Origin of the sequence: Halanaerobium polyolivorans, assembly GCF_020711195.1 — a bacterium.
GTDB lineage: Bacteria > Bacillota > Halanaerobiia > Halanaerobiales > Halanaerobiaceae > Halanaerobium > Halanaerobium polyolivorans.
The window spans coordinates 84,362-110,702 of sequence record NZ_JAJFAT010000001.1; the positions used below are offsets into that span (position 1 = coordinate 84,362).

The window sequence follows — 26,341 nt, forward strand, 5'->3', positions numbered from 1 at the left end:
CCTGTGTTAAGTAAATAAACTTTACAGGTGATTTTTATGCTTAAAAAAACAATTAAAATGACTCTGCTTTTTGATTTTTACGGTTCACTTTTGACCGAAAAACAGCAGCAGATAAATAAAAGTTACTTCTATAATGATCTTTCTCTGGCCGAAATAGCTGATAATATAGGTATCAGCAGACAGGGAGTTTATGATCATCTTAAAAGAAGTGAAAATAGTTTAAAAGAATATGAGGCCAAACTAGGTCTTGTTAAAAAATATAGAGAATTAAGAAAAGAGATTAAAGAATTAGAGTCCCTATTATTAGCAAGAGATCTGCTTGCTTCTGATAGAAGTGATGAACTAAGCAAAAAATTAGAGTCGATAAAATCTATCCTCTAGGGGAGGTATATTATGATTTTTTCCAGTTTAGCAGAAAAGCTGCAGGATACCTTTGATAAACTGCGTGGTAAGGGTAAACTGAGTGAATCTGATGTAAAAAGTGCTCTAAAAGAGGTTAAAATGGCCCTTTTAGAAGCTGATGTTAACTATAAGGTTGTTAAAAGATTTATCAATAAAATCGAAGAAAGAGCTGTTGGTAAAGAGGTAATGGATAGTTTAACCCCTGCCCAACAGGTAATTAAGATCGTGAATGAAGAAATGCAGGCTTTAATGGGAGGCAGCCAGGAAGAGATAAATATTTCTCCTGATCCTCCAACAATTATTATGATGGTAGGTCTACAGGGTTCTGGTAAAACTACCAGTGCCGGTAAACTGGCCAGAATGCTTTCCAATAAAGGAAAAAACCCTCTTTTGGTCGCAGCAGATGTTTATCGTCCCGCAGCAATTAGACAGCTGCAGGTACTTGGTGAAAGATTGGATCTACCGGTTTTCTCTATGGGAGAAGATAGTGATCCGGTTGATATAGCTAGAGGCAGCATTAATTTTGCTTCTACCCATAATTGTGACACCATTATCCTTGATACAGCAGGTAGACTGCATATAGACCAGGAAATGATGGAAGAACTTGAAGGGATTAAAGGAGCTGTTGATCCAGATGAGATCCTGCTGGTAGTTGATGCAATGACCGGACAGGATGCGGTAAATGTTGCCCAAAACTTTGATCAAAGACTTGATATTGATGGCATTTTGCTGACCAAGATGGATGGTGATGCCCGTGGTGGTGCTGCATTATCTATTAAGGAAATTACCGGTAAACCGATTAAATTTGCCGGTACAGGAGAAAAACTGGCTGATTTAGAACCATTCCATCCTGATAGAATGGCTTCCAGAATTCTAGGGATGGGAGATGTTTTAGGTTTAATAGAAAAGGCAGAAAAAAGTATAGACAAAGAAAAAGCAAAAGCCCTTGAAGAAAAGATCCGTAAAAACGAATTTACTCTGGAAGATTTTATGGAGCAGATGAGTCAGGTCAGAAATATGGGACCTATGGATGAACTGTTGGGAATGATTCCAGGTATGGGTGGAGCAAAACAGCTTAAAAATCTTCAGGTTGATGATAAACAGCTTGATCATATAGAAGCTATTATTTCTTCTATGACTCCTGAAGAAAGAAGAAAACCCGATATTATTAATGGGAGCCGCAGAAAAAGAATTGCTCAGGGAAGTGGATGCAAGATTCAGGATGTTAATAGGCTCTTAAAACAATTTAGACAAACCAAAAAGATGATGAAGCAGCTTAACAGTGGTAATATGAAAAAAGGTGGGATGAACCTACCATTTTTCGGTTAAGGTAAATTTAAATTTAAGATTATTTTCTGAGAGGAGGTGTTTTATAGATGGCAGTTAAGATTCGTTTAAAAAGAATGGGAAGTAAGCGTAATGCATCATACAGACTGATCGTTTCTGATTCCAGAAGAGCTCCTCAGGGTTACTTTGTAGAAGAGCTTGGTTATTATGACCCAACTACTGAGCCAGAAACTTATCAGGTTGATGAAGAAAAAGCACTTAAGTGGCTTAATAATGGTGCAAAACCTTCAGATACAGTAAAAACTTTACTGAAGAAAGCAGGAGTTATGGCAAAATATCATGGCAATGAGTAATTAAAAGGAGGTTTTCTCCATGAAAGAACTGGTAGAATATATTGCAAAATCAATAGTTGATAATCCTTCTGAAGTTAAGATTAAAGAAGTAAAGAAAGATCAATCCATAATACTGGAGCTTTCAGTTGCTGATGAAGATATGGGTAAGGTAATCGGAAAAAGAGGTCGGATTGCTAAAGCCATTCGTACAGTTGTCAATGCAGCTGCTACAAAAGAAGGTAAACAGGTTGTTGTAGATATAAAATAACTATTTTTCAGGCTGGTGATTAAACTGGAGGATAAATATATTGAAATCGGTAAAATAACTCGTTATCAGGGTAATAAAGGTGAGGTTAGAGTTATGCCTTCAACTGATATCCCGGAGAGGTTTTTTGAATTAGAGAGTGTTTTTCTGCAAAAAGCCGATGAGTTTTATCAATTAGAAATTGAATATATTCGTTTCCATAAACAATTTGTGGTTATCAAATTTTTTGGAATCGATTCTATAGCAGAGGCTGAAGAACTAAAAAATTCTCAGGTCTTGATAGTTGAGTCTGAAAAATATCTACTTCCAGAAGATAGTTATTATGTTGATGATTTAATAGGCTGTGAGGTCTATTTGAGTGATAATAATTATCTTGGCAAAGTAATCGAAGTTGTAGACACCAGTGGTACAGATATAATCTTAGTCAAAGGGAAGGCAAAAGAATATATGCTTCCTGCCAGCCGAGAGATGATAGTTGAGATTGACCTTGAGGCTGAAAAAATTATTTATAACCCAATTCCGGGTTTATTGGAGCTTTAGGAGCTGAAACTATGTTTTTTGATATTTTAACTCTTTTCCCAGAAATGTTTGCAGGACCATTTAGTGAGAGCATTATAAATAGAGCTAGAGAAAAAGAGCTGATTGAGATTAAAACCATCAATATCAGAGATTATGCTGAAGATAAGCATAATAGAACTGATGACACACCTTATGGTGGTGGAGCAGGGATGGTTATGAAAGCTGGCCCTATTTACAGAGCCTGGCAGCAGCTTAAAAGCCTGAGATCAGAGAATGCAAAAACTATTTTAATGAGTCCTCAGGGAGAACAGTTAACTCAAAAGATGGTTAAAGAGCTAGCTAAAGAGCCTGGTTTGACTATTATCTGTGGTCGTTATGAAGGGGTAGATGAGAGGATTAGAGAAACTATTGTCGATCAAGAGATTTCCATCGGTGATTATGTTTTAACCGGAGGCGAAATACCGGCAATGGTTTTGGTTGATGCTGTCTCAAGACTATTAACTGGAGTCCTGGGAGCAGAAGATTCGCTTAAAAAAGACTCATTTTATAATGGGCTTTTAGAACATCCTCATTATACTAGACCCCGTGAATTTAAAGGTCTAAAGGTACCAGATGTTCTATTAAGTGGTAATCATCAATTAATCGAACGCTGGCGAAAAAAAGAATCTTTGCGCAGAACTCTCTTAAGAAGAGAAGATCTGCTGGAAGCTAAAGAATTAACTGAAGAAGAAATTAAACTACTTAAAGAAATTAAAGCTGAACTAAAGGGTGAAGTGGATGAAAGCAATTGAGGCAGATGTTTATTTGGGGTTAGTTCATAATCCTATCTATAATAAACTGGGTGAAGTAATCACAACTACAGTTACTAATTATGATTTACATGATATCTCTAGAGCTGCAAAAACATATGAGATTGAACAGTATTATATAATTAATAATTTAAAATCACAGCAAGAACTGGTAGAAAGGGTACACGAATATTGGACAGGTGGCAGAGGAGCAGATTACTGCTATAACCGTCATCAGGCTTTTTCTGTTTTAAAAATTGCCTCTGAATTAGATGAGGTAAAAGATAAAATAGAGGCAGAAAGAGGTCAAAAACCAATAGTTGTGGCAACTGATGCTAAAGAATATGCTAATTCTGTTAGCTATAAAAAGATGCGGGAGTATTTAAATGACTTTGAGCGTCCCTTTTTAATTATCTTTGGCACAGGTTATGGTTTAACAGAAGAGACCTTAGCTGAATGTGATTATATACTTGATCCGGTTTGGGGCAGAGGAGATTTTAATCATCTTTCTGTAAGAAGTGCTGCTTCGATTATCTTAGATCGTCTTTTGGCTTTACCCTGGTGGGAAGAATAAATTTTAGTATTTTTTGAGAGGAGGTTGACTGATGAATATTATCAATGAAATAGAAAAAGAACAAATGCGTGATGATATACCTGAATTTGCAGTAGGTGATACATTAAACCTAAAAGTTAGAATCTCTGAGGGTGGTAAAGAAAGACTACAGCCCTACAAAGGAGTTGTAATTAAGCGAAATGGTGGCGGTTTAAATGAAACCTTTACTGTTCGTAAGATTGCTCACGGAGTAGGAGTAGAAAGAACTTTTCCTCTCCATTCCAATAAATTAGATACAATTGAGGTAGTAAGACGTGGTGATGTAAGAAGATCACGCCTCTATTACTTGCGTGATAGAAGAGGTAAAGCTTCTAGAATTAAAGAAAAACGTGAAGCTAGAATTATTAAGGAAGAAGAGTAACTTTTAAGCTGAAGGGTGGGGAGTTAATCCTACACCCTTTTTTAAAACTTATAGAGGGAGTTATTATCATGATCCAGTGGTATCCAGGTCATATGGCAAAGGCAAAACGAATATTAAAAGATGATTTAAAATTGGTTGATCTAATAATTGAGGTGCTTGATGCGAGAGCACCATATAGTACTCAAAACCCTGATCTACAATCTTTAGTCAAAGCTAAGAAAAGGGTAGCAGTTTTAAATAAAAAAGATTTGGCTGATCCAGAATTAAATCAAAAGTGGTTAAATTATTTTAAGGGAGATGCTGTTTTATTAAATTCTATGACCGGAGAAGGGGTTGGAGACTTAAAAAATCTTTTAAACAGCCTTCACTATGAGATCACAAATAAGCTGTCTAAAAAGGGCAGAAAGTCAAGAAGAATAAGAGCGATGATCATTGGTATTCCCAATGTAGGTAAATCAGCTCTGATTAATCTATTAGCTGGCTCTAAAGCAGCTAATATTGCAGATAAACCGGGTGTTACCAGAGGTAGACAGTGGGTTAATGTCAGCAAAAAGGTTAGATTGCTTGATACTCCAGGTATATTATGGCCCAGTTTTTCTGATGAAGATACCGCTTATAAGCTGGCTTTAACCGGTGCTGTTAGCAATGATGTCTTTGATTTTGAGCTGGCAGCCTATAAATTGATTAAATTTATTAAAAATATTAAGCCAGCCAAACTGGAAGAATTTTATCAACTCGATTATCTAGCTGATCATCCTTATGATATCCTGGCAGATATAGCCCGGAAAAGAGGCTGTTTAATGACAGGAGGAAAAGTTGACCGTAATCGGGCAGCTGCTATAATAATTAATGATTATAGAGATGGAAAATTAGGTAGAATAACCCTAGAAAAACCTGTAGAGGTGGATGAAGATGAAATATCCTGATTTTAAGCAATTAACTATTAAAGAAATTAAAGCTTATACTAAAGGTTTAGAAGTTGATGCTGCTTTAGTTGAAATAGCAGATTTGCTGGCTGAAGATAAGAGAAAAGGTGTTCAAAGAATAGCTAAAAAACTTAAAAATAAACTGGCTAAAAAAGAAGCAGTTATCGCTAAATGGATGAATATGAATTCTCTTCAAGAAAAGCTAGAAGCAAATGGCTATCAGGCAGTGATCGGAATCGATGAAGCCGGCAGAGGTCCTTTAGCAGGTCCTGTAGTTGCAGCTGCAGTTTTACTTGATACAAAAACACCTATTTATGGTTTAGATGATTCAAAAAAAATAAAGAGAGAAAAGCGAGAAAGATTACTTCAAGAAATAAAAGCTAAGGCTAAAGTTGGTATCGGCCAGGCCTCAAGCAGAGAAATCGATAAATATAATATTAGAGAAGCAACCTTTGCAGCAATGAAAAGAGCTGTAAAAAATCTCTTACCACAGTTAGAAGAAAAACCAGATCTATTATTGATTGACGGCAATACAGTTATACCAGATTTAAAGATCGATCAAAAAGCTGTGATTGATGGTGATGCAAAGATTAATTCAATTGCTGCAGCTTCAATTGCTGCTAAAGTTAGCAGAGATCAAATAATTTTTGACTATGCTGATCAATATCCTGAATATAATTTTAAGTCAAATAAAGGTTATGGAACTGCAGAACATATAGCGGCTTTAGAAGAGTATGGTTCATCACCTATTCACCGCAAATCTTTTGCTAGAGTCCCAGAATAGAAGGAGGAATTAAGAAGATAGTGAATACAAAAAGAATGGCCAGAGGAGCTGCAATTACGGCTCTTTATGTAGTAATTACATATTTTTTAGCTCCAATCAGTTTTGGACCACTACAGTTTAGAGCGGCAGAAGCATTGACCCTTTTACCAATTATTTTTCCCGAAGCAGTTCCAGCTTTATTTTTAGGTGTACTGCTGGCTAATGTTATTGGTGGGCTTGGGATGGTTGATATTATTGGAGGTAGTTTAGTAACCCTCTTAGCAGCCTATGTAACTTATAAATATAGGGACAGTATAATCGCCTATTTAAGTCCAATAGTTTTTAATGCATTTTTAATTAGTATTTATCTCCACTTATTATTTTCTTTACCGTATTGGTTAACCGTACTGCAGATTGGAATCAGTCAGGCTTTAGTTATTCTGCTCTTAGGTTATCCGATGATAAAGTATTTAAAAAAATATTATGATTAAAGCAGTATTTGAGAGTTTTCCGCAAACCAGCGGAAATCAACAGCCTCAATTAAATCTTCTTTTTTAATTTCAGGATGAGCCTTTAAATCAGCAATTGTCCTAGAAACCCTCATTAAGCGAATATAACCCCGCATTGACAAATTAAGTTTATTAACTGCATCTTTTAAAAATTTTTGACTAGAGCGATTAATTTTACAGTATTTTTCAATATCTTTTAATTCTAATTCTGAATTATTTTTTATCCTACTATTTTGATAGCGATTAGCCTGCATAATGCGGGCATTTTTTATTTGATAATCATTATTTATAAGTGGCTTGGAAGTGCTTTTTAAAAATATTTCTTCACTTGGCAGAGCTGGCATTTCTATCTGCAGATCAATTCTATCTAAGAGTGGACCTGATATTTTTTGTTGATATTTAATTATATCTCGTTCAGAACAACTGCAGCTTTTGTTTTTCACCCCAGCATATCCACAAGGACAGGGATTCATAGCTGCAATCAGCTGAAAATTAGCCGGAAAAATATAGCTTCCACTCTGTCTGACTATTTTAATCTTTTTTCTTTCTAATGGCTCTCTTAGATTAGCTAAAATACGGGCTTTAAATTCAGGTAGTTCATCTAAAAAGAGAACTCCGTTATGAGCCAGTGAGATCTCACCTGCCTTAGCAATTCTTCCTCCACCTATTAATCCAGCAGCAGTAATGGAATGATGGGGAGCAACAAAGGGACGGTACCTTTTTTTAAAGTTCAATTTATCTAAATGATCACTGATGCTGTAGATTGAAGCTGTTTCAAGCAGTTCCTGACTGGAAAGAGGTTTTAAAAGTTTAACTATTGAAGCAGCTAAAATTGTTTTTCCACAGCCGGGTGGACCAACAAAAAGCAGGTTATGGCCTCCTGCAGCTGCGGTTATTAAAGCTTTTTTGGCATTTTTTTGACCCCTGATAAGCTCCAGTTCAGAATAATCAGCTTTAAAGTTAAAATTAGCCTCTATTTTAGCTTGATTGGCAGAATAATTATTTTTAACTTTTGTCAAGTTATTTAATTGAGCTAAGTTATTTAAAAAATAGCTATCTATATTTTCTATCAGAGCAGTTTCTCTTTGATTATCAGCAGCTAAAACAGCTTCTTTAAGATGCTTTTTTTCTGCTTCGATCAGCATTGCTAAAACACCTTTAACCTTATTTAAATCTCCATTTAAATTTAATTCTCCAGCAAATATTTTATTTGCTTTAGCTTTAATTTTGATCTGGCCGGAACATTCTAAAAGTACTGCAGCAATAGCAAGATCAAAATGAGAACCATATTTTTGAATATTTCCTGGAGCAAGATTTACAGTTATTTTTTTAATCGGCCATTCAAAACCAGAGTTAATAATAGCTGAACGGACTCTTTTAGCTGATTCTTTAACTGTTTTACCGGCTAAACCAACAATATGGAAACCAGGTAAACCACGTGAGATATCTATCTCTACTCTAACTAATTCTGCTTTGACACCACTGATGACAGCTGAATTAAGATAAGAATACATTTAATCAACTCCTGCTGATGATTAATCTAATATATTTTTAAAGTGCTTGAACTCCACAGCCTTTTTTTCTGAGTAATTAATTTTAATCGCAATTAGATCAAAGCGAATATTGTCTATTTCTTTCTCATTCTCTACAAAGTAGTAAGAAGCAGTATTTTTTAAATGTTCTATTTGGGTATAATAGAGGTTTTCTGCTAAATAGAGGTAGTCTTCAGAAGTTCTGCTTTTAACTTCGATAAAGATTAGATAGTTATTCTTTTTGGCAATAATATCAATTTCCCCAAATTTGTTTCGATAATTTCTCTCTATAATCAGATAACCCTCATTTTGCAAATGTTTTACTGCAATATCTTCACCAAGTTCACCAATCTGATTATGTAAAGCCATCTTAGCACCTCCTATAAGATATATTATATAATTATGTAAATATATAGTAATACCTTCTTTTTATTGCAAAAAAATTAAAATATAAACAAAATTTAATAGTAAGGGTTCTAAAAAAGATCCATACTATTCTTAAATGACATAAAATTTACACAAAAAAACAAATATACAATAGAATTATTTAGAGGATTTTAAGACTAAATAAAGAAGATAATAAATAGAGTTTAATACAATCAAATAATGTTCTCTTTTTAGGTGCTTCATGCAGAAGATAATAGGGAATCAGGTGAAATTCCTGAACGGGTCCGCCACTGTTTACTAGTATGGTGATTTAATACCACTCAGAAATGGGTTTGGGGAAGGTAAATCACTAAAGCTATAAAGTCAGGAGACCTGCCTAAAAGGAAAACAGCCATCTTCGAGACAGGATTGGTTGTGGGCTATGTATTTTTCGCACAAAGACACCCTCAATTTACCTGGGTGTCTTTTGCTTTGCAATAGCTTTATTTTGTCTTAGGTGGCTGTAAGCATAACAAAACAAAAATCAAGGAGGAATAGTAATGGATAAGAGGGCAGTTTTAGTTTTGCTTGCAGCACTATTAATTTTTGTTATTCCAGTTGGTGCGCAAGAAGATGTCATTGATTTAGATGAAGTAGTAGTTACAGCAAGTAGATATGAAGAAGCAATTATGGATACTCCAGTTAGTATTGAGGTTATCAGTCAGGAAGATATAGCACAAAGTACTTCTCAAAATGTGGCTGAGCTATTAAATACATATACAGGAGTTTCCATCAGAGATTATGGTGGTCCAACAAGGTTAAACCAGGTAAGTATACGAGGAGCTTCTCCAAATCAAGTTTTAATTTTAATAGATGGAACTCCTCTCAATGATCCTAAAAATGGTAGTTTTGATTTATCTTTAATACCGACCAATAATATTGAAAGAATAGAAGTTATCAAAGGTCCTGCTTCAGTAATTTATGGTGCAAATGCCATGGGTGGAGTAGTTAATATTATCACCAAAGATATAGAAGTGGAACCTCAAACAAGAGTTTCGCTGAATTATGGTTCTTATAATAATTTTACTTATGAACTTTCTCATTCACAGAGATTTGATGATTTGGGAGTGTATTTATCATATTTAAATAGAGATTCTGATGGACACATTGATGGTGATAAGTTAGATCAAGAAACCTTATATGCTAGATTTAACTACCAGCTCAGTGATCATTCTGATTTAACTTTTATATTTGAGGATAATACTTCGGATAAAAAATTAGGAAATGAAGAAATTCAAGATGATAATTATCAAAATCTAAATCTAAAGTGGAACACTCAAAAAGATAGAAGAGATACATTTGTAAATGTTTATCAAAAAAATCTTGAAATTTACTATGAGCATGATATTTTTGGCATTTCTGAACATACTAGTACGCAACAAGGATTTAATATTAATAATACTAATTATTTTACAAGTCATATTTTGAATTATGGTTTTGAAATAAAAGAAGATGATGTTGAGAGTACAGATATAATTGGTGGTCAGCAAAAAAATACCAACAAAGCTCTTTATATTCAAGATGACTGGGAAGTTAGTAATCAGCTTAACTTGAAAATTGGGGCTCGCTATGATGACCATGAAGAATATGGTTCTGAATTAAGTCCGCAGATTGGAGTAAATTATCAGCTAAGTGATAACTATAGTTTGGTTGCTTCTGCAGCTCAGGCTTTTAAAGCTCCTACTTTTGATGATTTATATGGAGATTATCCTTGGTATATCGGTGATCCAGATTTAGAAGCAGAAACAAGTGATAATTATGAAATAGGCTTAAGATTTGCCCAAGAAAAAACCTCTGGACAAATATCTTTGTTTAGAAGAGATGTTGAGAATTTGATTCAAACTATGTCAAGGGATCCAGAACGTGATATAAGAAGCAACATTGAAGGCACTTCTGAATTTAAAGGTGTAGAATTAGAGTTTGATAGAAGGATTACAAATAGCGTTAACACAAAATTAAACTACACATATTTAGATGCAAGAGATGAGGATGATAATCGACTATCTAATCAGCCCTATCATAATGCAAAACTTAGCTTAAACTATAATGATCAGGTTAATAGAATTGCCTTAGATGGTAGATTGGTAGCTGGAAGAAGAGACCTGCCAAGCTATTTTGTTTTAGATTCTAGGTTTAGCAGACCATTAGAAATAAGACAAAGAGATTTTGATATGACATTCTCAATAAATAACTTATTAGATAGAGATTATGAAGTTACCAGTGGTTTAGATATGCCTGGACGTAACTTTATGTTAAGCTTAGGAACTTCATTCTAAATAAATTTGGAAGGGTGATGATAAAATGAAAAAAGAAGATAAGTTTGTTTTTGTATTAAGTTTCATATTATCATTATCCATGCTCTTTCTGCTAGAAGCCTGCCCATTCAGGCTTCTAGCCAATGATATTCCAGTACATGAAAGGGAAGAGGTAGAAATAGAATTATTATTATCTGATGCAGCAGAGCTCTTTGAAGAAGCTGGTTCTGAGGCAGCAGAGGATAGTGATTCTGCTTTAGATGAAGAGCTAGCTCAGGAAGAAGCTAGTTCTGAAGCAGAAACAGTTGAAGAAGTTGAACCAGAACCTGAACCTGAGCCATTTTTAGAAGAAGAAACGCAATATGAAGAGCCTGAAGAAGTTGAAGAAGATACAGAAATAGAAGAAGAAGCAATTGAGGAAGTAGAGGAAGAAACTGAAGTTGAAGAAGTAGAAGAAGAACCTGAAGTTGAAGTGGAAGAAGAAATTGAAGCAGAGCCTGAAGAGGTTGAGGAAGTTGAAGTTGTAGAAGAAGCAGAGATTGAGGTAGAAGAAGAAGTTCAAGCAAGTGAAGAAGAACAGGTGCCAGAATGGATTTTAAGTCAGGAAGAAAGAGAAGAAGCTGAAGAAAGTGATGACTCATTTGATATAGACAGTTATTTGGCACAATTAAGTGATAATAATGAAGAACAAGAAAGTGAAGTAGTAGAAGAAATAGTTGATAGAGAAAGTGAAAGTGTTGAAAGTTCTCAGCCTGAAGAAGAGCAGGTAGAAAATGGAGCTTCCGAGGCTGCTGATAATGGAGAAGAGGAAGTTTATGATCTGCGGGAAAATGGTCATTCAGGAATAGATAAGCCTTCTGTAAGCAATTATAGAGCACCTGAATATCCCTCTCAGATGAGAAGGAGAAACATTGAAGGCAGGGTTATATTAAGTCTCAAAATAGATCAAGAGGGCAAAACCAGTGAATTTGAAATACATGATAGTTCCGGTTATGAAGCTTTTGATCAAGCTGCTTTATCTGCTGTTAAAGAATGGGAGTTTTCTGCAGCAAAATTAGATGATCAATATGTAAGTGTAAGAATCACACTACCAATTCGATTTGAACTAGATTAAATGGAGGAATCACAATGATTGGAGAGTTTATAAACAAAGCAGGTATTATAGCTTATCCTTTATTACTATCTGCGTTTTTAGTTATTTTTATGGTTTTTGAAAGATCAATAATTTATCTGCTTAAATATAGATCAATTAAAAAAGAGAAATATTTATCTGCTATCAAAGAGTTTTATCATAATCAAGCTGATGAGGACAATTTGATTGTTAAAAACAAAGGTATTACTGCCCAAATATATAATGCAGTACTTTCTAAAAAGCCGGTAAATAAAGAGCAGTTTCAGCTTTTTATGGATGCAGAAGAAGTAGATAAACTACCAGAATTAGAAAGAGGTTTAGGTTTATTGAACTTTTTAGCTCAGGCATCACCTACCTTAGGTCTTTTAGGTACTGTAAGTGGAATGATCAATACCTTTCAGGTATTAGGTATTGGCGGAAGTCCAGAACAGATGGCTGTTGGTATTTCAGAAGCTTTATTTACCACAGCAGCAGGTCTGGTTATATCTTTACCTGCCTTAGCTTTTTATCATTATTTTTATTCAAAAATTGATAAATTAGTTAATCAAATGGATAATTTGCGTTTGGAAACTAAAAACTTGCTTTATAATGGTTTTAAAAAGGAGATTGATTAAAGTGAAATATAAGCCTAAAAATCGAGATGGTTCTTTGGGTTTAGCTCCGATGATAGATATAGTTTTTTTGCTTTTGATATTCTTTTTGGTTTCTTCAACCTTACAGGGTGAAGAAGCAATCTATAATATAACAGTTCCTGATAGCACTATAGGTCAGAGGGCAGATGGAGAACAGATAAATATATTTTTAAGTGAAGATAATAAAATATATTATCAGGAAGTTGAATATAATCCTGGTCAATTGGAGATACTGTTTAGAGATATTGGAGAAAGAGAAGACAAATCAGTTAAGATTTACGCAGATCGTAAAACTGATTTTGAAAATTTGGTGGCCCTGATTGAAGAGTTAAAAGAAAATAACTTTGAGCAGATATCATTTAGCTTAAGGGAAAGAAGGTGAGTTGAGAGCTCATCTTTTTTTATTTATTTTTTAAATAAAAAAGGAATTTAATCTTATTATTAGAATTATATTTAATAAGGAGAAATTATTTAATAAATTTTTAAATCTTAAAATAAGAGAAAGATGGAGGGGTTTTAATGAACAGAAATGCTGGCTTATTTTTAGTATTTTTAGCTCTAATACTACTTTCGGTGCTGGTTATCAATGGCTTGTACTTTAATACTAATGATGATCAGGTTGTTGCTCCAGAAGAAGTGGTAGAAGAAAGGGTAGAAGAAGATTATATAACAACAAATTTAAGTATTTCTCAACAAAAAGAATTTGATCCAGAAATAGTTGATGTAGTGCTTGGCTTTGAAAATGAAGCTCAGGAACAGGCAGAAGCTGTTAGAGAAAATAATGAGATCGTAAGTGCTTTAATGGCTATCTTAGAAGATGAAGACCTAGAAAGTTTAGAGACTCAACATTTTAGAGTATATCCCTTTACTCGCTATGAAGATGAAGAAAGGATAACTTATTACAGAGTTTCTAATCAATTAAAATTTAGAACGGAAGATTTAGAAGAACTACCTGTATTATTAGGCCAACTGCTTGAAGCAGGAGCAAATAGGGTAGTAAACTTAGATTATGGTTTAAGAAATAATGAAGCTGCTTTAGATGAAGTTACTGCAATGGCCTTAGATAGTTTGAAGAGCAAATCAGCTTTTATAGCCCAAAATTTAGATAAAGCTGATTATAGAATTACCAAATTAAATATGGGACGTCAGGATATTTATGGTGCAGATATGCTGCAATCTGTCAGAAGAAGTGGTGCAGCAGAGTCAATGGCAGTACCAGTACAGGAAGAAAAGGTAAATATCAGTGTTTCCTTATCTGCAGAAGTCGAATTATACTAAATTAATATTTTAAAAGAAAAGCTCCACTGCTCAGTTTTTAATACTGCTCAGTGGAGTTTTAATTATTTTTCCAGTAAAAAGCTGGCTGCTTTTTCCATATCGGTTTTAGAGGCGACTAAAAAGACCTGATTACCAGCAAAGATTTCTCTATTACCTCGAGGTACTATATAACGGTCCATTTCTTTATCAAAAATACCTGCAATTACACAATTTTCAGGGAAATTATCTTGACTTACTATTTCCGATATTTTTTTACCTGATATTTTTGATTCTTTGGGTATTGTTAAAATAGAGACCTCAGCTTTTCCATCTCCAAGTGAGGCAACTTTTCGTACATCAGGTTCTTCAATATCGGTGATAAATTTATCTACAATTAACTCCATTGTTGCTGCTATATTGGTTGCTCCAGCCATCTTATAAGCACTTTTATATTGAGGCTCCCTCATTCTAACCAGGATTTTTTCCACGCCAAAATTTTTGGCCAGCAGTGAAAAAGAAAGATTATCTGCATCATTACGCATAACCGCAATTGCTACATCACATTTTTCTATTCCTGCTTCTTTTAAAATATCAATTCTGGTTGCATTACCTAAGACTGTTACAGCACCATAGCGGCTGTAGACCCTTTCTGCTACCTGTTGATCCTTTTCTATTACAATCACATCATGATCATTAACCAATTGTTTTGTTAAATTACTACCTGCTATTCCTCCACCTGCTATTATTATGTACATAATCTATACCTCCAAAATAATTATTAGTTTTGCCAAGCTTTTTTAGAAAAAAGTATAATGACTGGTAGAATTTCTAACCTACCTGCTAACATTCCAATTATATAAGTTGTCTTTATTACCGGAGAGATATTTGCCATTTCTTCAACACTAAAAAAGAATGGCCCTATATTACCCATTGCTGAAAACATGCCTGAATAAGCCTGCCAGCCATCTAAATGAGAAAATATAGATGTTATAACCCCACCAATGACAATCAAAACCAGCCAGAAAGTAAATATACCTGTTAATTTATTAATTTCATCTTTTCTAATAATCTTTTTATCTACTGTTACAGGTAAAACTGCATGGTTGGGTAAATATATTTTTTTAACCTCTCTTTTAAATAATGCTCTTAAAATATTTAAACGCATTATTTTAATTCCACCTGAAGTAGAACCAACACTACCACCAATTAACATAAAGGCCAGAAATATTTGTCTGGCAGCAGCAGGAAAAAAGGCGGAATTAATATCTTTAGTTGCAAATCCGGTTGTAGTTAAGATTGATGTAACCTGAAAAATTGTTCTCCTAAATATTTCTTCAACAGAAATTCCAGGAGCAGTTTCAAGGGTAATAATTACTACAGCAAGAAAGAGAGATGAATAGAGAATGATTTTAACCATGGTTCTAAATTCAGAATTATTTTTAATACTCTCAAAGTCTTTTTGAAATAATCTAAAATGGAGTAAAAAGTTAACTCCACCTAAAAACATAAAAAATGTAATAACATATTCTATTAAAATATAATTGCTGTAATTATTATTAGCAAAATGGGCAATACTGGCATCATAGCTAGAAAAACCACCTGTAGACAGAGTGGTAAAACTGTGGGTTAGAGCATCAAATGGTGAAAGCCCTAAAATAATTAAAATTAAAGTTTGGCTCAACATAAAACCCAGATAAATAGACCAGAGGATTTTAACTGTTTTAAAGACATTTGGTACAGGTCTAGATACATTGATTTTATGACTTTCTGCACTAAATAGCTGCCAGGTTTCTCCCTTTGCCCTTGTTGAAACTAAAAGGAAAAAAGTTAAAATACCAAGTCCACCTAATAATTGAATTAAACTGCGCCAGAAAAGTATTGATCTGGGCATAAATTCCAAACCAGTAAATACTGTAATTCCAGTAGTAGTAAAACCACTCACAGCTTCAAAAACTGCATCGATAAAGGATTTATCAACCCCAATTATAAAGGGTAGAGCCCCTAAAATAGAGACCAAGATCCACCCTAAAGCACAAAGCAGCATAGCTGTTGTTAGATCAATGTAGGTGTCTTCTTTATCAGTGGGAAGCTTTAAAATAATTCCAGCTGCAAATGAAATAATTATTGAATAATAAAAAGCCTGATAAATCTTACTTCCATCCTGATAAAAAAAAGCAACTATTAAAGGAATAACTAACATCATCCCCAATATAAAGCTCAAGGAACTAAGATAATAAAAAATAGTATTATACTTAGTGGATTTTATCAATTAAAATACCTCCTGTTATTGTTTGCTTATTTATCTATTCTATAAATTTTATGAACTTCCTGTAAAAAATATAAAATATACTTGCTATTCTTTAAATTTAGGGATATAATAATTTTAGAATAGGAGGTAAATTATGGATAATAAAGAAGATTATTATTTAATTTATTTAAATTCAATCAAAGGTTTTGGCCCTAAAACAATTTTGAAGCTTCATCAGAAGCTAAAAAAACTTTCAAAATTATGGAGCTTAAGCAAAAAAGAATTAAAAACTTTAGAGTTAAATCATAAGCAGATTAATTCTTTCCTTTATAGTAAAAAGCATTTTAATTATCATCAACTTAAAAAGAATTTAAAAAATAAAAAAATAAATTTTTTAACATTATATAATAGTAATTATCCTCAAAAATTAAAAAATATCTATGATCCACCTCCTGTAATATTTTATCAGGGCCAGCTTAATTTTAAATTACCGGCAGTTGCAGTAATTGGTTCAAGGAAATCTACCCTTTATGGGCGTAAAATAGCCTCTAAAACAGCTGCAGTGCTGGCAGCTAAAGGTATAAACATCATCAGTGGGATGGCCAATGGAATAGATAGTACTGCTCATAAAGGAGCTTTAAGTGTAGAAGCAGGGATAACAACTGCAGTTTTGGCTAATGGTTTTAATTATATTTATCCCTCTGAAAATAGTTATCTGGCCAAAAAAATTAAAAGAGATGGACTATTAATTACAGAATTTAATCCAGAGATACCGCCAAAGGCAGGTAACTTCCCACGGAGAAACAGAATAATTAGTGCTTTAGCAGATTTGATATTGGTTGTTGAGGCAGGTAAAAAAAGCGGGACATTAATAACTGTAGATTATGCCTTAGAACAGGGTAAAGATGTGATGGCCGTTCCAGCTAATATAGATCGTCCGACTGGAGTTGGCTGTAATAGACTGCTGAAAAAAGGAGCTGCCGTATATACTGAAGTTCAAGATATCTTAGATTATTTAAATCATTATCTGCAAAATGAGGAAAATAAAGATAACTTCGTTCAAAAAAGAACTGAGCTGCAAAAGCTTTATCCTCAATTAAATTATGATGAAATAAAAGTCTTAAAACTTTTTCAATATGAGCTAGAAATTTATTATGATGATCTAATAAAATTAAGTAATTTGACTACAGACAAAGTAGATAAAATTCTGATAAAATTCGAATTAATGGATCTAATCCAACGTTTAAAAGGGAAAAAATATCGATTTAAGGGTTTACAAAATCTACTTAAACCAATATAATGATATACTAGTTAAAGATTTTATAATATTTTCTCATCAATTTTTAGCAAAAAATCAGAGTGACGCACTCGATGTGCTAATGCTGAGTTATCCATGCGACTATAAAAGAAAACTCAGTGAGACGGCCTCGATGACCTAGTGCTGAGTCGACCTTGCGTTTATAAAAGAAAAATCAGAGTGACGGCCTCGATGGCCTAATGCTGAGTTATCCATTCGTTCTATAAAAGAAAACTATAACAGCGCGACGGTCTCGATGACCTAGTGCTGAGTCGACCTTGCGTTTATAAAAGAAGACTCAGCGAAAGGAGATTATGGGCTTAAATGCCAGAATAATATGAATAAAAATGTAATTGAAATTTTAACCCTATTGATGCAAATATTTATTGACAAGATTGATTTGTTGTCTTTAAAAAAGGATATAACTGAAAGCCTTGAAGAACAGGGTTATGAACGTGAAGATATAAATAAAGCTTTTGAGTTCATGTATAAAGACCCTTTTAATGTCAGTGACAAAGATTTTTATACTGATCAAAAAGAAAGTGGTTATAATAGAGTTTTTTCTAAAATAGAAAAAATGTATTTTGATGATGAGGTTAAAACAATAATTTATCAATTAAATAAACTCGGGATTTTAGATACAGAAGAATTAGAAATTATAATTGATCAAATGTTAAGTATGGCATTTTTCAACAACTTAACCCTTGAATCAATCTGGGAATTAATTGATGATGTTGTTGATGATGACTATCAGCTTTATATAATTTCTGAGAGTATAGATTTTTTTAATGGTAATGCAATAAAATTTCAAATGGTAAACTAAGAGTTTACTGGAGGTATAAATTTAATGGCAAAGAAGAATAAAAATTTGGTAATTGTTGAGTCACCTGCAAAGGCAAAGACTATAGCAAAATTTTTAGGTAATAACTATAAGGTTAAAGCTTCTATGGGACATGTGATTGATCTTCCAAAAAGTAAAATGGGAATCGATATCGAAAATGATTTTGAACCCAATTATATAACTATTAGAGGAAAAGGTAAAACCTTAGCTAAATTGCGCAAAGAAGCAAAAAAGAGTAAAGAAGTTTATTTAGCTACTGACCCTGATAGAGAAGGTGAGGCAATTTCCTGGCATTTATCACATGCACTTAAATTATCTGAAGCTGATAATAACAGAATAGAATTTAATGAAATTACTAAAAATGCGATCAAAAATGCGATCAAAGAGCCCCGTCAAATTGATAAAAATTTGGTTGATGCCCAACAGGCAAGAAGATTATTAGACAGACTTGTTGGTTATAGGCTTAGCCCTCTGCTTTGGAAAAAGGTTCGTAAAGGACTTAGTGCAGGTCGAGTTCAGACTATAGCGGTTAAATTGATTTGTGAACGGGAAGAAGAAATTAGAAACTTTGAAGAAGAAGAATACTGGACAATCGAGGTTGACCTTAAAAAGGATAATGATCAATTAACAGCTAGTTTATATAGAATAGATAATAAAAAATATAATATTGACAGTGAAGAAGCTGCCAATGAAATAGTTAGAGCAATTAAAAAAGAAGATTTTGAAATAATAAAGGTTAAAAAACGTAAAAGGCGCCGTAATCCTAAATCGGCTTTTACTACAAGTACCTTGCAGCAGACTGCCTCAAGTAAATTGAATTTTACAGCTAAAAAGACCATGTATTTAGCCCAGCAGCTCTATGAAGGTATTGATATTGGTAGTTCTGGCTCTGTTGGTTTAATCAGTTATATTAGAACTGATAGTACCAGACTTTCTCAAGAGGCTAAAGCAGGTGCTGCAAAATATATTGAAAGTGAATTTGGCAGCAAATTTTTAAGCTCTAAGCAGAAAAAGAAAAAGAATAATAAAAATGCTCAGGATGCTCATGAGGCAATTAGGCCAACTGATACGCTGAGAACTCCTGCTAAAATGAAAAAGCATTTAACAAAAGATCAATATAGATTATATGATTTAATCTGGCGGAGATTTGTTGGAAGTCAGATGAGCCCTGCCCTTTATGAAAGCATTTCTGCTCAATTTAAAGCAGGCGAAAAATATAAATTTAGAGTAAGTGGTTCTAGATTGCTATTTCCCGGCCATTTAATTTTAACCGGTAAAGCAAAAGAAGATGAGATAGATCTTCCTGTTTTAAAAGAGGGAGATGTTTATGAACTGCAGAAAGTTAAACCTGAACAGCATTTTACTAAACCTCCTGCAAGATTTTCAGAAGCAAGTTTAGTTAAAACTTTAGAAGAAGAAGGAATTGGGAGACCGAGTACTTATGCCCCAACACTTTCTACCATAGTTTCTAGAGATTATGTTGAAAAAGATGGCAGATATTTAAAACCCACCGAATTAGGTGAAACCGTAACTGAATTATTATCCGAATATTTCCCTGATGTTACAGATGTAGAATTTACTGCAAGTTTAGAACAGAGATTAGATGAAATTGAAAAGGGAAATGAAGACTGGAAACAGTTATTGAAGGATTTTTATCAGCCTTTTTATGAAAGGCTTGAACATGCCAGAGAAAATATGGATAGAGTTCAAATAGTAGAAGAAACAGACGAGGTTTGTGAAGTTTGTGGAAGACCAATGGTAGTTAAATATGGTAGATATGGCAAGTTTTTAGCCTGTTCTGGTTATCCAGACTGTAAAAATACCAAACCATATTTGATTAAAACAGGTGTTGACTGTCCTGAATGTGATGATGGTGAAGTAATAGAAAGAACTACTAAAAAAAATAGGACATTTTTTGGCTGCAGCAATTATCCTGATTGTAATTTTATGAGCTGGAACAAACCTGTTGATAAACCATGTCCTGAATGTAATAGTTTGATGGTTGAAAAAACAACTAAAGCAAAAGGTAAGCATTATAAATGTACTAATAAAGAATGTGGACATATTGAAGATGCAGAATAAAAAATAAATAGCTTAAAAACACGCTGATAAAGAACTTAAACTGAAGAGGGTATGTTTGAAAAATAAGGAGCAGTTGAATAATTCTAGCATAATTTTAAAATTATAAAACTATAATCTGAAATTATTAGCTGCTAAAAAATGTTGTGAAAATAATATCATACCCTTGATTTTTTTGCTTTTTCATGTTAATATAAAGCAAATAGGTTGAAATATTTTGAATCGTGTGACAATTTAAATAAGTTTATAAGTGAAGGAGGAAAATAAATTGTCAATTACAGAGTTTGAAGCAACTACCATAGTTGCAGTTAAACACAATGACTGTATGGCCCTTGCCGGTGACGGACAGGTAACACTTGGCAATACAGTAATGAAGAGTACCGCAAAAAAAGTCAGAAGATTATATAATGGAGAAATTTTAGCTGGTTTTGCCGGAACTTCTGCAGATGCCTTTACCCTTTTTGAAAAGTTTGAAGCTAAACTTGAGGAATACCATGGCAGTTTGCAGAGAGCAGCCGTAGAGCTTGCCAAAGAATGGCGAACAGATAAAATTTTAAGAAAACTTGAAGCTTTGCTAATTGTTGCAAATCTGGAAGAAATTCTAATTATTTCTGGTAATGGTGATGTGATTGAACCTGATGCAAATATTTCTGCAATAGGTTCTGGTGGTCCTTATGCTAGGGCTGCTGCAGCTGCATTGAGCAATCATGGAAATCACCTTAGTGCTGGAGATATAGCCAGAGAAGCATTACAAATAGCGGCTTCTATTTGTATTTATACCAATAAAAATATAACCCTTGAGGAACTTGGTGGAGGTGAGTCCAAAAATAGTGAATAATGAATTAACACCAAAAGAAATTGTAAGTGAATTAGATAAATATATAATCGGCCAGGAAGATGCAAAAAAATCTGTAGCAATAGCACTTAGAAATAGATACAGACGCAAGTTAGTTAGAGATGATATGAAAGATGAAATTATACCGAAAAATATTTTGATGATTGGACCAACTGGTGTAGGTAAAACAGAGATTGCAAGAAGACTTGCTAAAATTGCCAGAGCACCATTTATCAAAATCGAAGTTACCAAATTTACTGAAGTTGGTTATGTCGGTCGAGATGTGGAATCTATGATTAGAGATATCACAGAAAGCTCAATCAGAATGGTCAAAGAAAACAAAATGAAAAAAGTAGAAGTGGAAGCAGAAAAAATGGCAATTGAAAGAATCGTTGATATTATGCTTCCCGGAAAAAAGAAAGAAAAAGATGATTATTTTAGCCAAATGACAGATCAGGAAAAAAATAAAGATGAGCTTGATGATAGAGTTAAGGCTCGTCGTCAAAGGATGTATGAAAGAATCAAAGAAGGTAAATTAGATGACCATAAAATTGAAATCGAAGTTGAAGCAAATAGTCAGCAGATGTTAGAAGTTTTTTCTGGCTCTGGTGTAGAGGAAATGGGCATCAATTTTCAGGATATGCTGGGCAATATTTTCCCTTCTAAAAAGAAAAAGAAAAAGGTTACTATCAAACAGGCAAAAGAAATTTTAAAACAGTCTGAAGCCCAAAAACTTATTGATATGGAGCAGGTCAAGTCTGAAGCGATTGATAAGGTTGAAAATGATGGGATTATCTTTTTAGATGAAATTGACAAAATTGCCGGAAAAGAATCAGGTTCAGGTCCTGAAGTATCTAGACAAGGTGTACAGCGTGATATTTTGCCTATTGTTGAAGGATCAACTGTAGTTACCAAACATGGTTCAGTCAAAACTGACCATATATTATTTATTGCTGCAGGAGCCTTCCATGTTTCTTCTCCAGCTGATCTAATCCCGGAATTACAGGGTAGATTTCCTTTAAGAGTTAATTTAAACAGTTTAAGCAGGGAGAATTTTAAAGATATTCTCTTATTACCACGGAATTCTCTGATTAAACAATATAAAGCTCTGCTTGAAACAGAAGGAGTGGAAATCGAATTTAGTGAAGAAGCTGTTGAAGAAATATCAAATTTTGCTTTTGATATTAATGAAGAAACAGAAAATATTGGTGCAAGAAGACTGCACACTATAATGGAAAAGCTGCTTGAAGATCTTTCTTTTGAAGCACCGGGATTAGAAGCAGATAAAATTACCATCGATGTAGATTATGTTCATGAAAAACTGCAGGATGTTGTAGCAGATAAGGATTTAAGCAAATATATTTTATAATTATTAAAAATTTTATTTGGAGGAGATAACAATGGGAAGTATATTAGAAAAAAGTAGAAAAATTAACAGATTACTTCAGAGAACTGGAGGCAATGCAGTTGATTTTTCGGATATGGCTTATGTTTTAAAAGAAGCGATCAAATGTAATGTCTATGTTACAAGTAAAAAAGGGAAAATCTTAGGTTACAGTCTTTTAGATGATTTTGAGTGTGATATCATGGAGGATAAAGTAATATCTCTGGGCGAATTTCCTGAAGAATATAATCAGGGCTTACTTAGAATTAGAGAAACTAAATCAAATATAGAACAAAAAGAAGGTAAATGTGTATTTGCAGATGGGGAAGACTGCCTATTTGAGGATAAGTTAACTACCATCGTACCTGTTATTGGTGGTGGAGATAGATTAGGCACCCTGGTTTTAGCTAGATATGGTTCTAAATTTGATGATGAAGATTTAGTTTTAGGAGAATATGGTGCTTCAGTAGTAGGGATGGAAATTTTAAGAGCTCGCAGTGATAGAGTTGAAAAAGAAGCTCGCAAAAAAGCTGCAGTTCAAATAGCTATCGATACTCTTTCTTACTCTGAATTAGAAGCTATTGAACATATTTTTGAAGAACTGGATGGAGAAGAAGGCTTATTAGTAGCTAGTAAAGTAGCAGATAGAGTTGGTATAACTCGTTCAGTAATTGTTAATGCTTTACGTAAATTTGAAAGTGCTGGAGTTATAGAGTCTCGTTCCTTAGGAATGAAGGGTACCTATATCAAAGTACTTAATGACAACCTACTTCCAGAATTAGAAAAACTTAAGGCATAGAAATAAAACCTCCTCTTTTTAGGGGAGGTTTTTTAAAAGCTAGCTTTGGATATTTTAGACAATTTTTAATATTTCAGAAAAATTTATTTTCTTTAAAAGACTTGATAAATCACAAATACTATGGTATACTTTTTTGTGGCAAAATACACACGACAGTTGATCTAAATGCTGGTGCTGTATTTATACAGTTGTGTTTAGAGATGATGCTGTCGGAGGCTATAAAACCGGAAAGGAGGTGCAGGAGTTATGTCAGTAGTAAACATGAAACAACTCCTCGAATCGGGTGTTCACTTTGGTCATCAGACTAAAAGGTGGAATCCCAAAATGGAACCATATATTTTCACCGAAAGAAATGGGATCTATATTATTGATTTGCAGCAGACAGTTAAATTAATTGACAAAGCATATAATTTTGTTAAAGAAGTGGCTGCAGAAGGTAAAACAGTTCTTTTTGTAGGTACCAAACGTCAGGCTCAAGAAACGGTTAAAAAAGAGGCAGAAAGATGTGGTATGCCTTATGTAAATCAGCGTTGGCTTGGTGGTATGTTAACTAACTATCATACTATTAAAAAGCGTATCGATCGTTTAGATGAGCTTGAAGAGATGGAAGAAGAAGGTATCTTTGAAGTCTTACCTAAAAAAGAGGTTATCGAATTAAATAAAGAACATGATAAGTTAGAGAGATTCCTCGGTGGAATTAGAGATATGAATGGTCTTCCAGATCTAATCTTTATCACAGATGCTAAAAAAGAAGATATTGCTGTAAAAGAAGCAATTAAATTGGATATTCCAATTGTTTCAATTTTAGATACAAACTGTGATCCAGATTTAATAGATTATGTCATCCCAGGTAATGATGATGCTATTAGAGCAGTTAAATTAATTACCAGTGTTATTTCTGATGCAGTACTTGCTGGAAAACAGGGCAGACAGGATAAAAAAGCCCGTGAACAGCAGGAAGCTGAAGCAGAGGCTGTTCAAGCTGAAGCAGGCACTGAACAATAATTAGCAAAGATTAAAAGCGTTGGTGAAGTTTTTAGCTTTGCCGCGCTTTTTTTGTAAGACTTAATTAGATAAAAGTTAAATAACTACTTAAGGAGGTAATTTTTGATGGGCGTAACAATGAAAGATATAAAAGAACTTCGCTCCCGCACAGGTGCTGGTGTGCTTGATTGCAAAAAAGCTTTAAATGCCGTTGATGGTGATGTTGAAGCTGCTGTTGAGCATTTGAGAGAAAAAGGTATCTCTGATGCAGCTAAAAAAGCAGGCCGAATTGCTGCTGAGGGACTTGTAAGTTTAAATATTATTGATGACCGCCAAAAAGGTATTTTAGTTGAGGTTAACTCTGAAACTGATTTTGTAGCTAAAAATGATAAATTCCAAAATTTAGTTGCTGAGATCACAGAACATGTAATGCAGAGTGAAGCAGAAAATACTGAGCAAATAGCTGCAGAAAAATGGTATAAAGACAGTGATAAAACTGTCAATGATATCATTAAAGAGGCTATTGCAAGTATTGGTGAAAATATCAATTTAAGAAGATTTGTCAGCTATGAAACTGATGGTTTCATTTATGGCTATATCCATTTAGGTGGAAAAATTGGTGTTTTAGTTGATTTTGAAGATGAGTTTTCTGCAGATAAAGAAGCTGTTGCTAAGGATATTGCTATGCATATTGCAGCAATTAATCCTGATTTTCTTGATCGTGACTCAGTTAGTGAAAGCTATATTGAGAAAGAAAAGAAAATCTACAAAGAACAGATGCTTAATGAAGGTAAACCTGAGCATATAATTGATCAAATAGTTGAAGGTAAATTAAATAAATATTATACCCAGGTATGTCTATTAGAACAGCCATTTGTCAGAGATGACGAAAAAACTGTTGCAGAGATTCTGGAGGAAAATGATTTAACTGTAAAAAGATTTACCCGCTTTGAAATTGGTGAAGGTATTGAGAAAAAAGAGGATGACTTTGTTGCCGAAGTAAAAGCAGCTACTAAAAATCAATAATAATTAAAAAAGGAGAGCACTAGTGAAGGTGTTCTCTTTTTTTAAGTAAATTTGTTTTTTAATAAAGGAATTAGCTTAAAATTAGAGAATAATATTTAATGGAGGTTAATTATATAATGACAGAAAAACCAGTTTATTCAAGAGTAATACTTAAGATTAGCGGAGAGGCTTTATCCGGAACTAATGGTTATGGAATTGATCCGGAAATGATCCAAAAGATTGCTGCTGAAATCAGTGAGGTTGTAAAGACTACCAATGTAGAAATGGCAATAGTAGTAGGTGGTGGAAACATTTTTCGCGGAATAGCTGGCAGTGCAAAAGGTATGGACAGAGGAACAGCAGATTATATGGGGATGCTGGCAACTGTTATAAATGCTCTTGCCCTTCAGGATGCTATTGAAAAGTTTGAAATAGAAACAAGGGTCCAGTCAGCAATAGAAATGCGCCAAATTGCAGAACCCTATATTAGAAGAAGGGCTATTCGTCATCTTGAAAAAGGTAGAGTAGTTATATTTGCTGCTGGTACAGGTAATCCATTCTTTTCAACTGATACTACTGCAGCCTTAAGAGCAGCTGAGATTGGTGCTGATGTGATTTTAATGGCTAAAAATGTTGATGGAATCTATGATTCTGATCCAGAAATTAATTCAAATGCCAAAAAACTTGATAGGTTAAGCTATATTGATCTTTTAAATAATTCTTTACGGGTTATGGACTTTACAGCAGTATCTCTCTGTATGGATAATGAAATTCCATTAAAGGTATTTGCAGTTAAAAAAGAGGGTAATATTAAAAGAGTGTTGCTCGGTGATAAGATTGGTACTTCTGTTAGTTAATTAATTTAAGGGA

29 protein-coding genes and 1 riboswitch are annotated in these 26,341 nt (G+C 33.7%); of the genes, 25 read left to right on the top strand and 4 right to left on the bottom strand.

Annotation, left to right across the window (positions count from 1 at the left end):
• Positions 1 to 36 precede the first annotated feature (36 nt).
• The 11 genes from ylxM to LJ207_RS00500 all read left to right on the top strand — a co-directional run bounded on the left by ylxM (position 37) and on the right by LJ207_RS00500 (position 6,747).
• Positions 37 to 381, top strand: coding sequence for a YlxM family DNA-binding protein (gene ylxM / locus LJ207_RS00450; RefSeq protein ID WP_229343011.1), 345 nt, complete (start codon positions 37 to 39; stop codon positions 379 to 381).
• Positions 382 to 393: 12 nt separating this feature from the next.
• A complete protein-coding gene (gene ffh, locus LJ207_RS00455; RefSeq protein ID WP_229343013.1) occupies positions 394 to 1,731 on the top strand; it encodes a signal recognition particle protein in 1,338 nt (445 codons plus the stop codon).
• 47 nt (positions 1,732 to 1,778) lie between these two features.
• The gene (gene rpsP / locus LJ207_RS00460) at positions 1,779 to 2,042 is read left to right on the top strand and encodes a 30S ribosomal protein S16 (protein ID WP_229343015.1); all 264 of its coding nucleotides are present in this window, start codon (positions 1,779 to 1,781) and stop codon (positions 2,040 to 2,042) included.
• A gap of 19 nt (positions 2,043 to 2,061) precedes the next feature.
• Complete coding sequence (locus tag LJ207_RS00465; protein ID WP_229343017.1) at positions 2,062 to 2,289, top strand: KH domain-containing protein; 228 nt, start codon at positions 2,062 to 2,064, stop codon at positions 2,287 to 2,289.
• Positions 2,290 to 2,304: 15 nt separating this feature from the next.
• On the top strand, positions 2,305 to 2,826 hold the full coding sequence (rimM, locus tag LJ207_RS00470) for a ribosome maturation factor RimM (protein ID WP_229343019.1): 522 nt from the start codon (positions 2,305 to 2,307) through the stop codon (positions 2,824 to 2,826).
• Between the two features lie 11 nt (positions 2,827 to 2,837).
• A complete protein-coding gene (gene trmD / locus LJ207_RS00475) occupies positions 2,838 to 3,596 on the top strand; it encodes a tRNA (guanosine(37)-N1)-methyltransferase TrmD (RefSeq protein WP_229343021.1) in 759 nt (252 codons plus the stop codon).
• Positions 3,583 to 4,167, top strand: coding sequence for an RNA methyltransferase (locus LJ207_RS00480; protein ID WP_229343024.1), 585 nt, complete (start codon positions 3,583 to 3,585; stop codon positions 4,165 to 4,167). The genes trmD and LJ207_RS00480 overlap by 14 nt, the downstream gene beginning before the upstream one ends.
• 31 nt (positions 4,168 to 4,198) lie before the next feature.
• Positions 4,199 to 4,567, top strand: coding sequence for a 50S ribosomal protein L19 (gene rplS / locus LJ207_RS00485; protein WP_229343026.1), 369 nt, complete (start codon positions 4,199 to 4,201; stop codon positions 4,565 to 4,567).
• Between the two features lie 68 nt (positions 4,568 to 4,635).
• Positions 4,636 to 5,493 (top strand): ribosome biogenesis GTPase YlqF, encoded by an 858-nt coding sequence (gene ylqF, locus LJ207_RS00490; protein ID WP_229343028.1) that lies wholly within the window; start codon positions 4,636 to 4,638, stop codon positions 5,491 to 5,493.
• Positions 5,474 to 6,277 (top strand): ribonuclease HII, encoded by an 804-nt coding sequence (rnhB, locus tag LJ207_RS00495; RefSeq protein ID WP_229343030.1) that lies wholly within the window; start codon positions 5,474 to 5,476, stop codon positions 6,275 to 6,277. Before ylqF ends, rnhB begins: the two co-directional genes overlap by 20 nt.
• A gap of 20 nt (positions 6,278 to 6,297) precedes the next feature.
• Entirely contained in the window at positions 6,298 to 6,747 is a 450-nt protein-coding gene (locus tag LJ207_RS00500) for a QueT transporter family protein (RefSeq protein WP_229343033.1), read from the top strand.
• Here the strand turns inward: LJ207_RS00500 and LJ207_RS00505 are convergent.
• Both LJ207_RS00505 and LJ207_RS00510 read right to left on the bottom strand, forming a co-directional pair.
• Positions 6,744 to 8,279 carry a YifB family Mg chelatase-like AAA ATPase gene (locus tag LJ207_RS00505; protein WP_229343035.1) on the bottom strand — a complete coding sequence of 512 codons (1,536 nt, stop codon included), beginning with the start codon at positions 8,277 to 8,279 and terminating at the stop codon, positions 6,744 to 6,746. The two genes, LJ207_RS00500 and LJ207_RS00505, sit on opposite strands and share 4 nt — an antisense overlap.
• Before the next feature lie 21 nt (positions 8,280 to 8,300).
• On the bottom strand, positions 8,301 to 8,666 hold the full coding sequence (locus LJ207_RS00510; RefSeq protein ID WP_229343037.1) for a YraN family protein: 366 nt from the start codon (positions 8,664 to 8,666) through the stop codon (positions 8,301 to 8,303).
• 233 nt (positions 8,667 to 8,899) lie between these two features.
• Positions 8,900 to 9,078: riboswitch (cobalamin riboswitch) on the top strand.
• Positions 9,079 to 9,223: 145 nt separating this feature from the next.
• On the opposite strand from LJ207_RS00510, the gene LJ207_RS00515 reads away from it, so the two are divergent.
• From LJ207_RS00515 to LJ207_RS00535, 5 genes are all read left to right on the top strand, one after another.
• On the top strand, positions 9,224 to 10,999 hold the full coding sequence (locus LJ207_RS00515) for a TonB-dependent receptor plug domain-containing protein (protein ID WP_229343039.1): 1,776 nt from the start codon (positions 9,224 to 9,226) through the stop codon (positions 10,997 to 10,999).
• A 25-nt stretch (positions 11,000 to 11,024) separates the two neighbouring features.
• A complete protein-coding gene (locus LJ207_RS00520; RefSeq protein ID WP_229343041.1) occupies positions 11,025 to 12,092 on the top strand; it encodes an energy transducer TonB in 1,068 nt (355 codons plus the stop codon).
• Between the two features lie 14 nt (positions 12,093 to 12,106).
• Positions 12,107 to 12,724 carry a MotA/TolQ/ExbB proton channel family protein gene (locus LJ207_RS00525; protein ID WP_229343043.1) on the top strand — a complete coding sequence of 206 codons (618 nt, stop codon included), beginning with the start codon at positions 12,107 to 12,109 and terminating at the stop codon, positions 12,722 to 12,724.
• Position 12,725: 1 nt separating this feature from the next.
• On the top strand, positions 12,726 to 13,124 hold the full coding sequence (locus LJ207_RS00530; RefSeq protein ID WP_229343046.1) for an ExbD/TolR family protein: 399 nt from the start codon (positions 12,726 to 12,728) through the stop codon (positions 13,122 to 13,124).
• A gap of 137 nt (positions 13,125 to 13,261) precedes the next feature.
• Positions 13,262 to 14,020, top strand: a complete 759-nt coding sequence (locus LJ207_RS00535) for an SIMPL domain-containing protein (RefSeq protein WP_229343048.1) — start codon at positions 13,262 to 13,264, stop codon at positions 14,018 to 14,020.
• Positions 14,021 to 14,082: 62 nt separating this feature from the next.
• On the opposite strand, the gene LJ207_RS00540 is transcribed toward LJ207_RS00535, so the two are convergent.
• Positions 14,083 to 14,754 (bottom strand): potassium channel family protein, encoded by a 672-nt coding sequence (locus tag LJ207_RS00540; RefSeq protein WP_229343050.1) that lies wholly within the window; start codon positions 14,752 to 14,754, stop codon positions 14,083 to 14,085.
• Between the two features lie 23 nt (positions 14,755 to 14,777).
• A complete protein-coding gene (locus LJ207_RS00545) occupies positions 14,778 to 16,268 on the bottom strand; it encodes a TrkH family potassium uptake protein (protein ID WP_229343052.1) in 1,491 nt (496 codons plus the stop codon).
• 133 nt (positions 16,269 to 16,401) lie between these two features.
• Here LJ207_RS00545 and dprA point away from each other — a divergent pair, with 133 nt between their 5' ends.
• The 9 genes from dprA to pyrH all read left to right on the top strand — a co-directional run bounded on the left by dprA (position 16,402) and on the right by pyrH (position 26,328).
• Positions 16,402 to 17,547 carry a DNA-processing protein DprA gene (gene dprA / locus LJ207_RS00550; RefSeq protein ID WP_229343054.1) on the top strand — a complete coding sequence of 382 codons (1,146 nt, stop codon included), beginning with the start codon at positions 16,402 to 16,404 and terminating at the stop codon, positions 17,545 to 17,547.
• 334 nt (positions 17,548 to 17,881) lie between these two features.
• Entirely contained in the window at positions 17,882 to 18,367 is a 486-nt protein-coding gene (locus LJ207_RS00555) for a DUF494 family protein (protein ID WP_255666578.1), read from the top strand.
• Positions 18,368 to 18,391: 24 nt separating this feature from the next.
• Complete coding sequence (gene topA / locus LJ207_RS00560; protein WP_229343058.1) at positions 18,392 to 20,467, top strand: type I DNA topoisomerase; 2,076 nt, start codon at positions 18,392 to 18,394, stop codon at positions 20,465 to 20,467.
• 265 nt (positions 20,468 to 20,732) lie between these two features.
• Entirely contained in the window at positions 20,733 to 21,302 is a 570-nt protein-coding gene (gene hslV, locus LJ207_RS00565; RefSeq protein WP_255666579.1) for an ATP-dependent protease subunit HslV, read from the top strand.
• The gene (hslU, locus tag LJ207_RS00570; RefSeq protein ID WP_229343060.1) at positions 21,295 to 22,668 is read left to right on the top strand and encodes an ATP-dependent protease ATPase subunit HslU; all 1,374 of its coding nucleotides are present in this window, start codon (positions 21,295 to 21,297) and stop codon (positions 22,666 to 22,668) included. The genes hslV and hslU overlap by 8 nt, the downstream gene beginning before the upstream one ends.
• Before the next feature lie 31 nt (positions 22,669 to 22,699).
• Positions 22,700 to 23,482, top strand: coding sequence for a GTP-sensing pleiotropic transcriptional regulator CodY (gene codY, locus LJ207_RS00575; RefSeq protein WP_229343062.1), 783 nt, complete (start codon positions 22,700 to 22,702; stop codon positions 23,480 to 23,482).
• A 246-nt stretch (positions 23,483 to 23,728) separates the two neighbouring features.
• Positions 23,729 to 24,487: a 30S ribosomal protein S2 gene (rpsB, locus tag LJ207_RS00580; RefSeq protein ID WP_229343065.1), complete on the top strand. Its 759-nt coding sequence runs from the start codon at positions 23,729 to 23,731 to the stop codon at positions 24,485 to 24,487.
• A gap of 105 nt (positions 24,488 to 24,592) precedes the next feature.
• The gene (gene tsf, locus LJ207_RS00585; RefSeq protein ID WP_229343067.1) at positions 24,593 to 25,492 is read left to right on the top strand and encodes a translation elongation factor Ts; all 900 of its coding nucleotides are present in this window, start codon (positions 24,593 to 24,595) and stop codon (positions 25,490 to 25,492) included.
• 116 nt (positions 25,493 to 25,608) lie between these two features.
• On the top strand, positions 25,609 to 26,328 hold the full coding sequence (gene pyrH, locus LJ207_RS00590) for a UMP kinase (protein WP_229343069.1): 720 nt from the start codon (positions 25,609 to 25,611) through the stop codon (positions 26,326 to 26,328).
• Positions 26,329 to 26,341: the final 13 nt, after the last annotated feature.

Coding starts and splice junctions, on each gene's coding strand:
- LJ207_RS00520 (WP_229343041.1), top strand. CDS start 11,025: ATGAAAAAAGAAGATAAGTTTGTTTTTGTATTAAGTTTCATATTATCA.
- LJ207_RS00480 (WP_229343024.1), top strand. CDS start 3,583: ATGAAAGCAATTGAGGCAGATGTTTATTTGGGGTTAGTTCATAATCCT.
- LJ207_RS00465 (WP_229343017.1), top strand. CDS start 2,062: ATGAAAGAACTGGTAGAATATATTGCAAAATCAATAGTTGATAATCCT.
- rpsB (WP_229343065.1), top strand. CDS start 23,729: ATGTCAGTAGTAAACATGAAACAACTCCTCGAATCGGGTGTTCACTTT.
- LJ207_RS00525 (WP_229343043.1), top strand. CDS start 12,107: ATGATTGGAGAGTTTATAAACAAAGCAGGTATTATAGCTTATCCTTTA.
- ffh (WP_229343013.1), top strand. CDS start 394: ATGATTTTTTCCAGTTTAGCAGAAAAGCTGCAGGATACCTTTGATAAA.
- LJ207_RS00515 (WP_229343039.1), top strand. CDS start 9,224: ATGGATAAGAGGGCAGTTTTAGTTTTGCTTGCAGCACTATTAATTTTT.
- trmD (WP_229343021.1), top strand. CDS start 2,838: ATGTTTTTTGATATTTTAACTCTTTTCCCAGAAATGTTTGCAGGACCA.
- topA (WP_229343058.1), top strand. CDS start 18,392: ATGGCAAAGAAGAATAAAAATTTGGTAATTGTTGAGTCACCTGCAAAG.
- ylqF (WP_229343028.1), top strand. CDS start 4,636: ATGATCCAGTGGTATCCAGGTCATATGGCAAAGGCAAAACGAATATTA.
- pyrH (WP_229343069.1), top strand. CDS start 25,609: ATGACAGAAAAACCAGTTTATTCAAGAGTAATACTTAAGATTAGCGGA.
- rpsP (WP_229343015.1), top strand. CDS start 1,779: ATGGCAGTTAAGATTCGTTTAAAAAGAATGGGAAGTAAGCGTAATGCA.
- dprA (WP_229343054.1), top strand. CDS start 16,402: ATGGATAATAAAGAAGATTATTATTTAATTTATTTAAATTCAATCAAA.
- LJ207_RS00505 (WP_229343035.1), bottom strand. CDS start 8,279: ATGTATTCTTATCTTAATTCAGCTGTCATCAGTGGTGTCAAAGCAGAA.
- LJ207_RS00510 (WP_229343037.1), bottom strand. CDS start 8,666: ATGGCTTTACATAATCAGATTGGTGAACTTGGTGAAGATATTGCAGTA.
- tsf (WP_229343067.1), top strand. CDS start 24,593: ATGGGCGTAACAATGAAAGATATAAAAGAACTTCGCTCCCGCACAGGT.
- rnhB (WP_229343030.1), top strand. CDS start 5,474: ATGAAGATGAAATATCCTGATTTTAAGCAATTAACTATTAAAGAAATT.
- codY (WP_229343062.1), top strand. CDS start 22,700: ATGGGAAGTATATTAGAAAAAAGTAGAAAAATTAACAGATTACTTCAG.
- LJ207_RS00535 (WP_229343048.1), top strand. CDS start 13,262: ATGAACAGAAATGCTGGCTTATTTTTAGTATTTTTAGCTCTAATACTA.
- LJ207_RS00555 (WP_255666578.1), top strand. CDS start 17,882: ATGAATAAAAATGTAATTGAAATTTTAACCCTATTGATGCAAATATTT.
- rplS (WP_229343026.1), top strand. CDS start 4,199: ATGAATATTATCAATGAAATAGAAAAAGAACAAATGCGTGATGATATA.
- ylxM (WP_229343011.1), top strand. CDS start 37: ATGCTTAAAAAAACAATTAAAATGACTCTGCTTTTTGATTTTTACGGT.
- LJ207_RS00540 (WP_229343050.1), bottom strand. CDS start 14,754: ATGTACATAATAATAGCAGGTGGAGGAATAGCAGGTAGTAATTTAACA.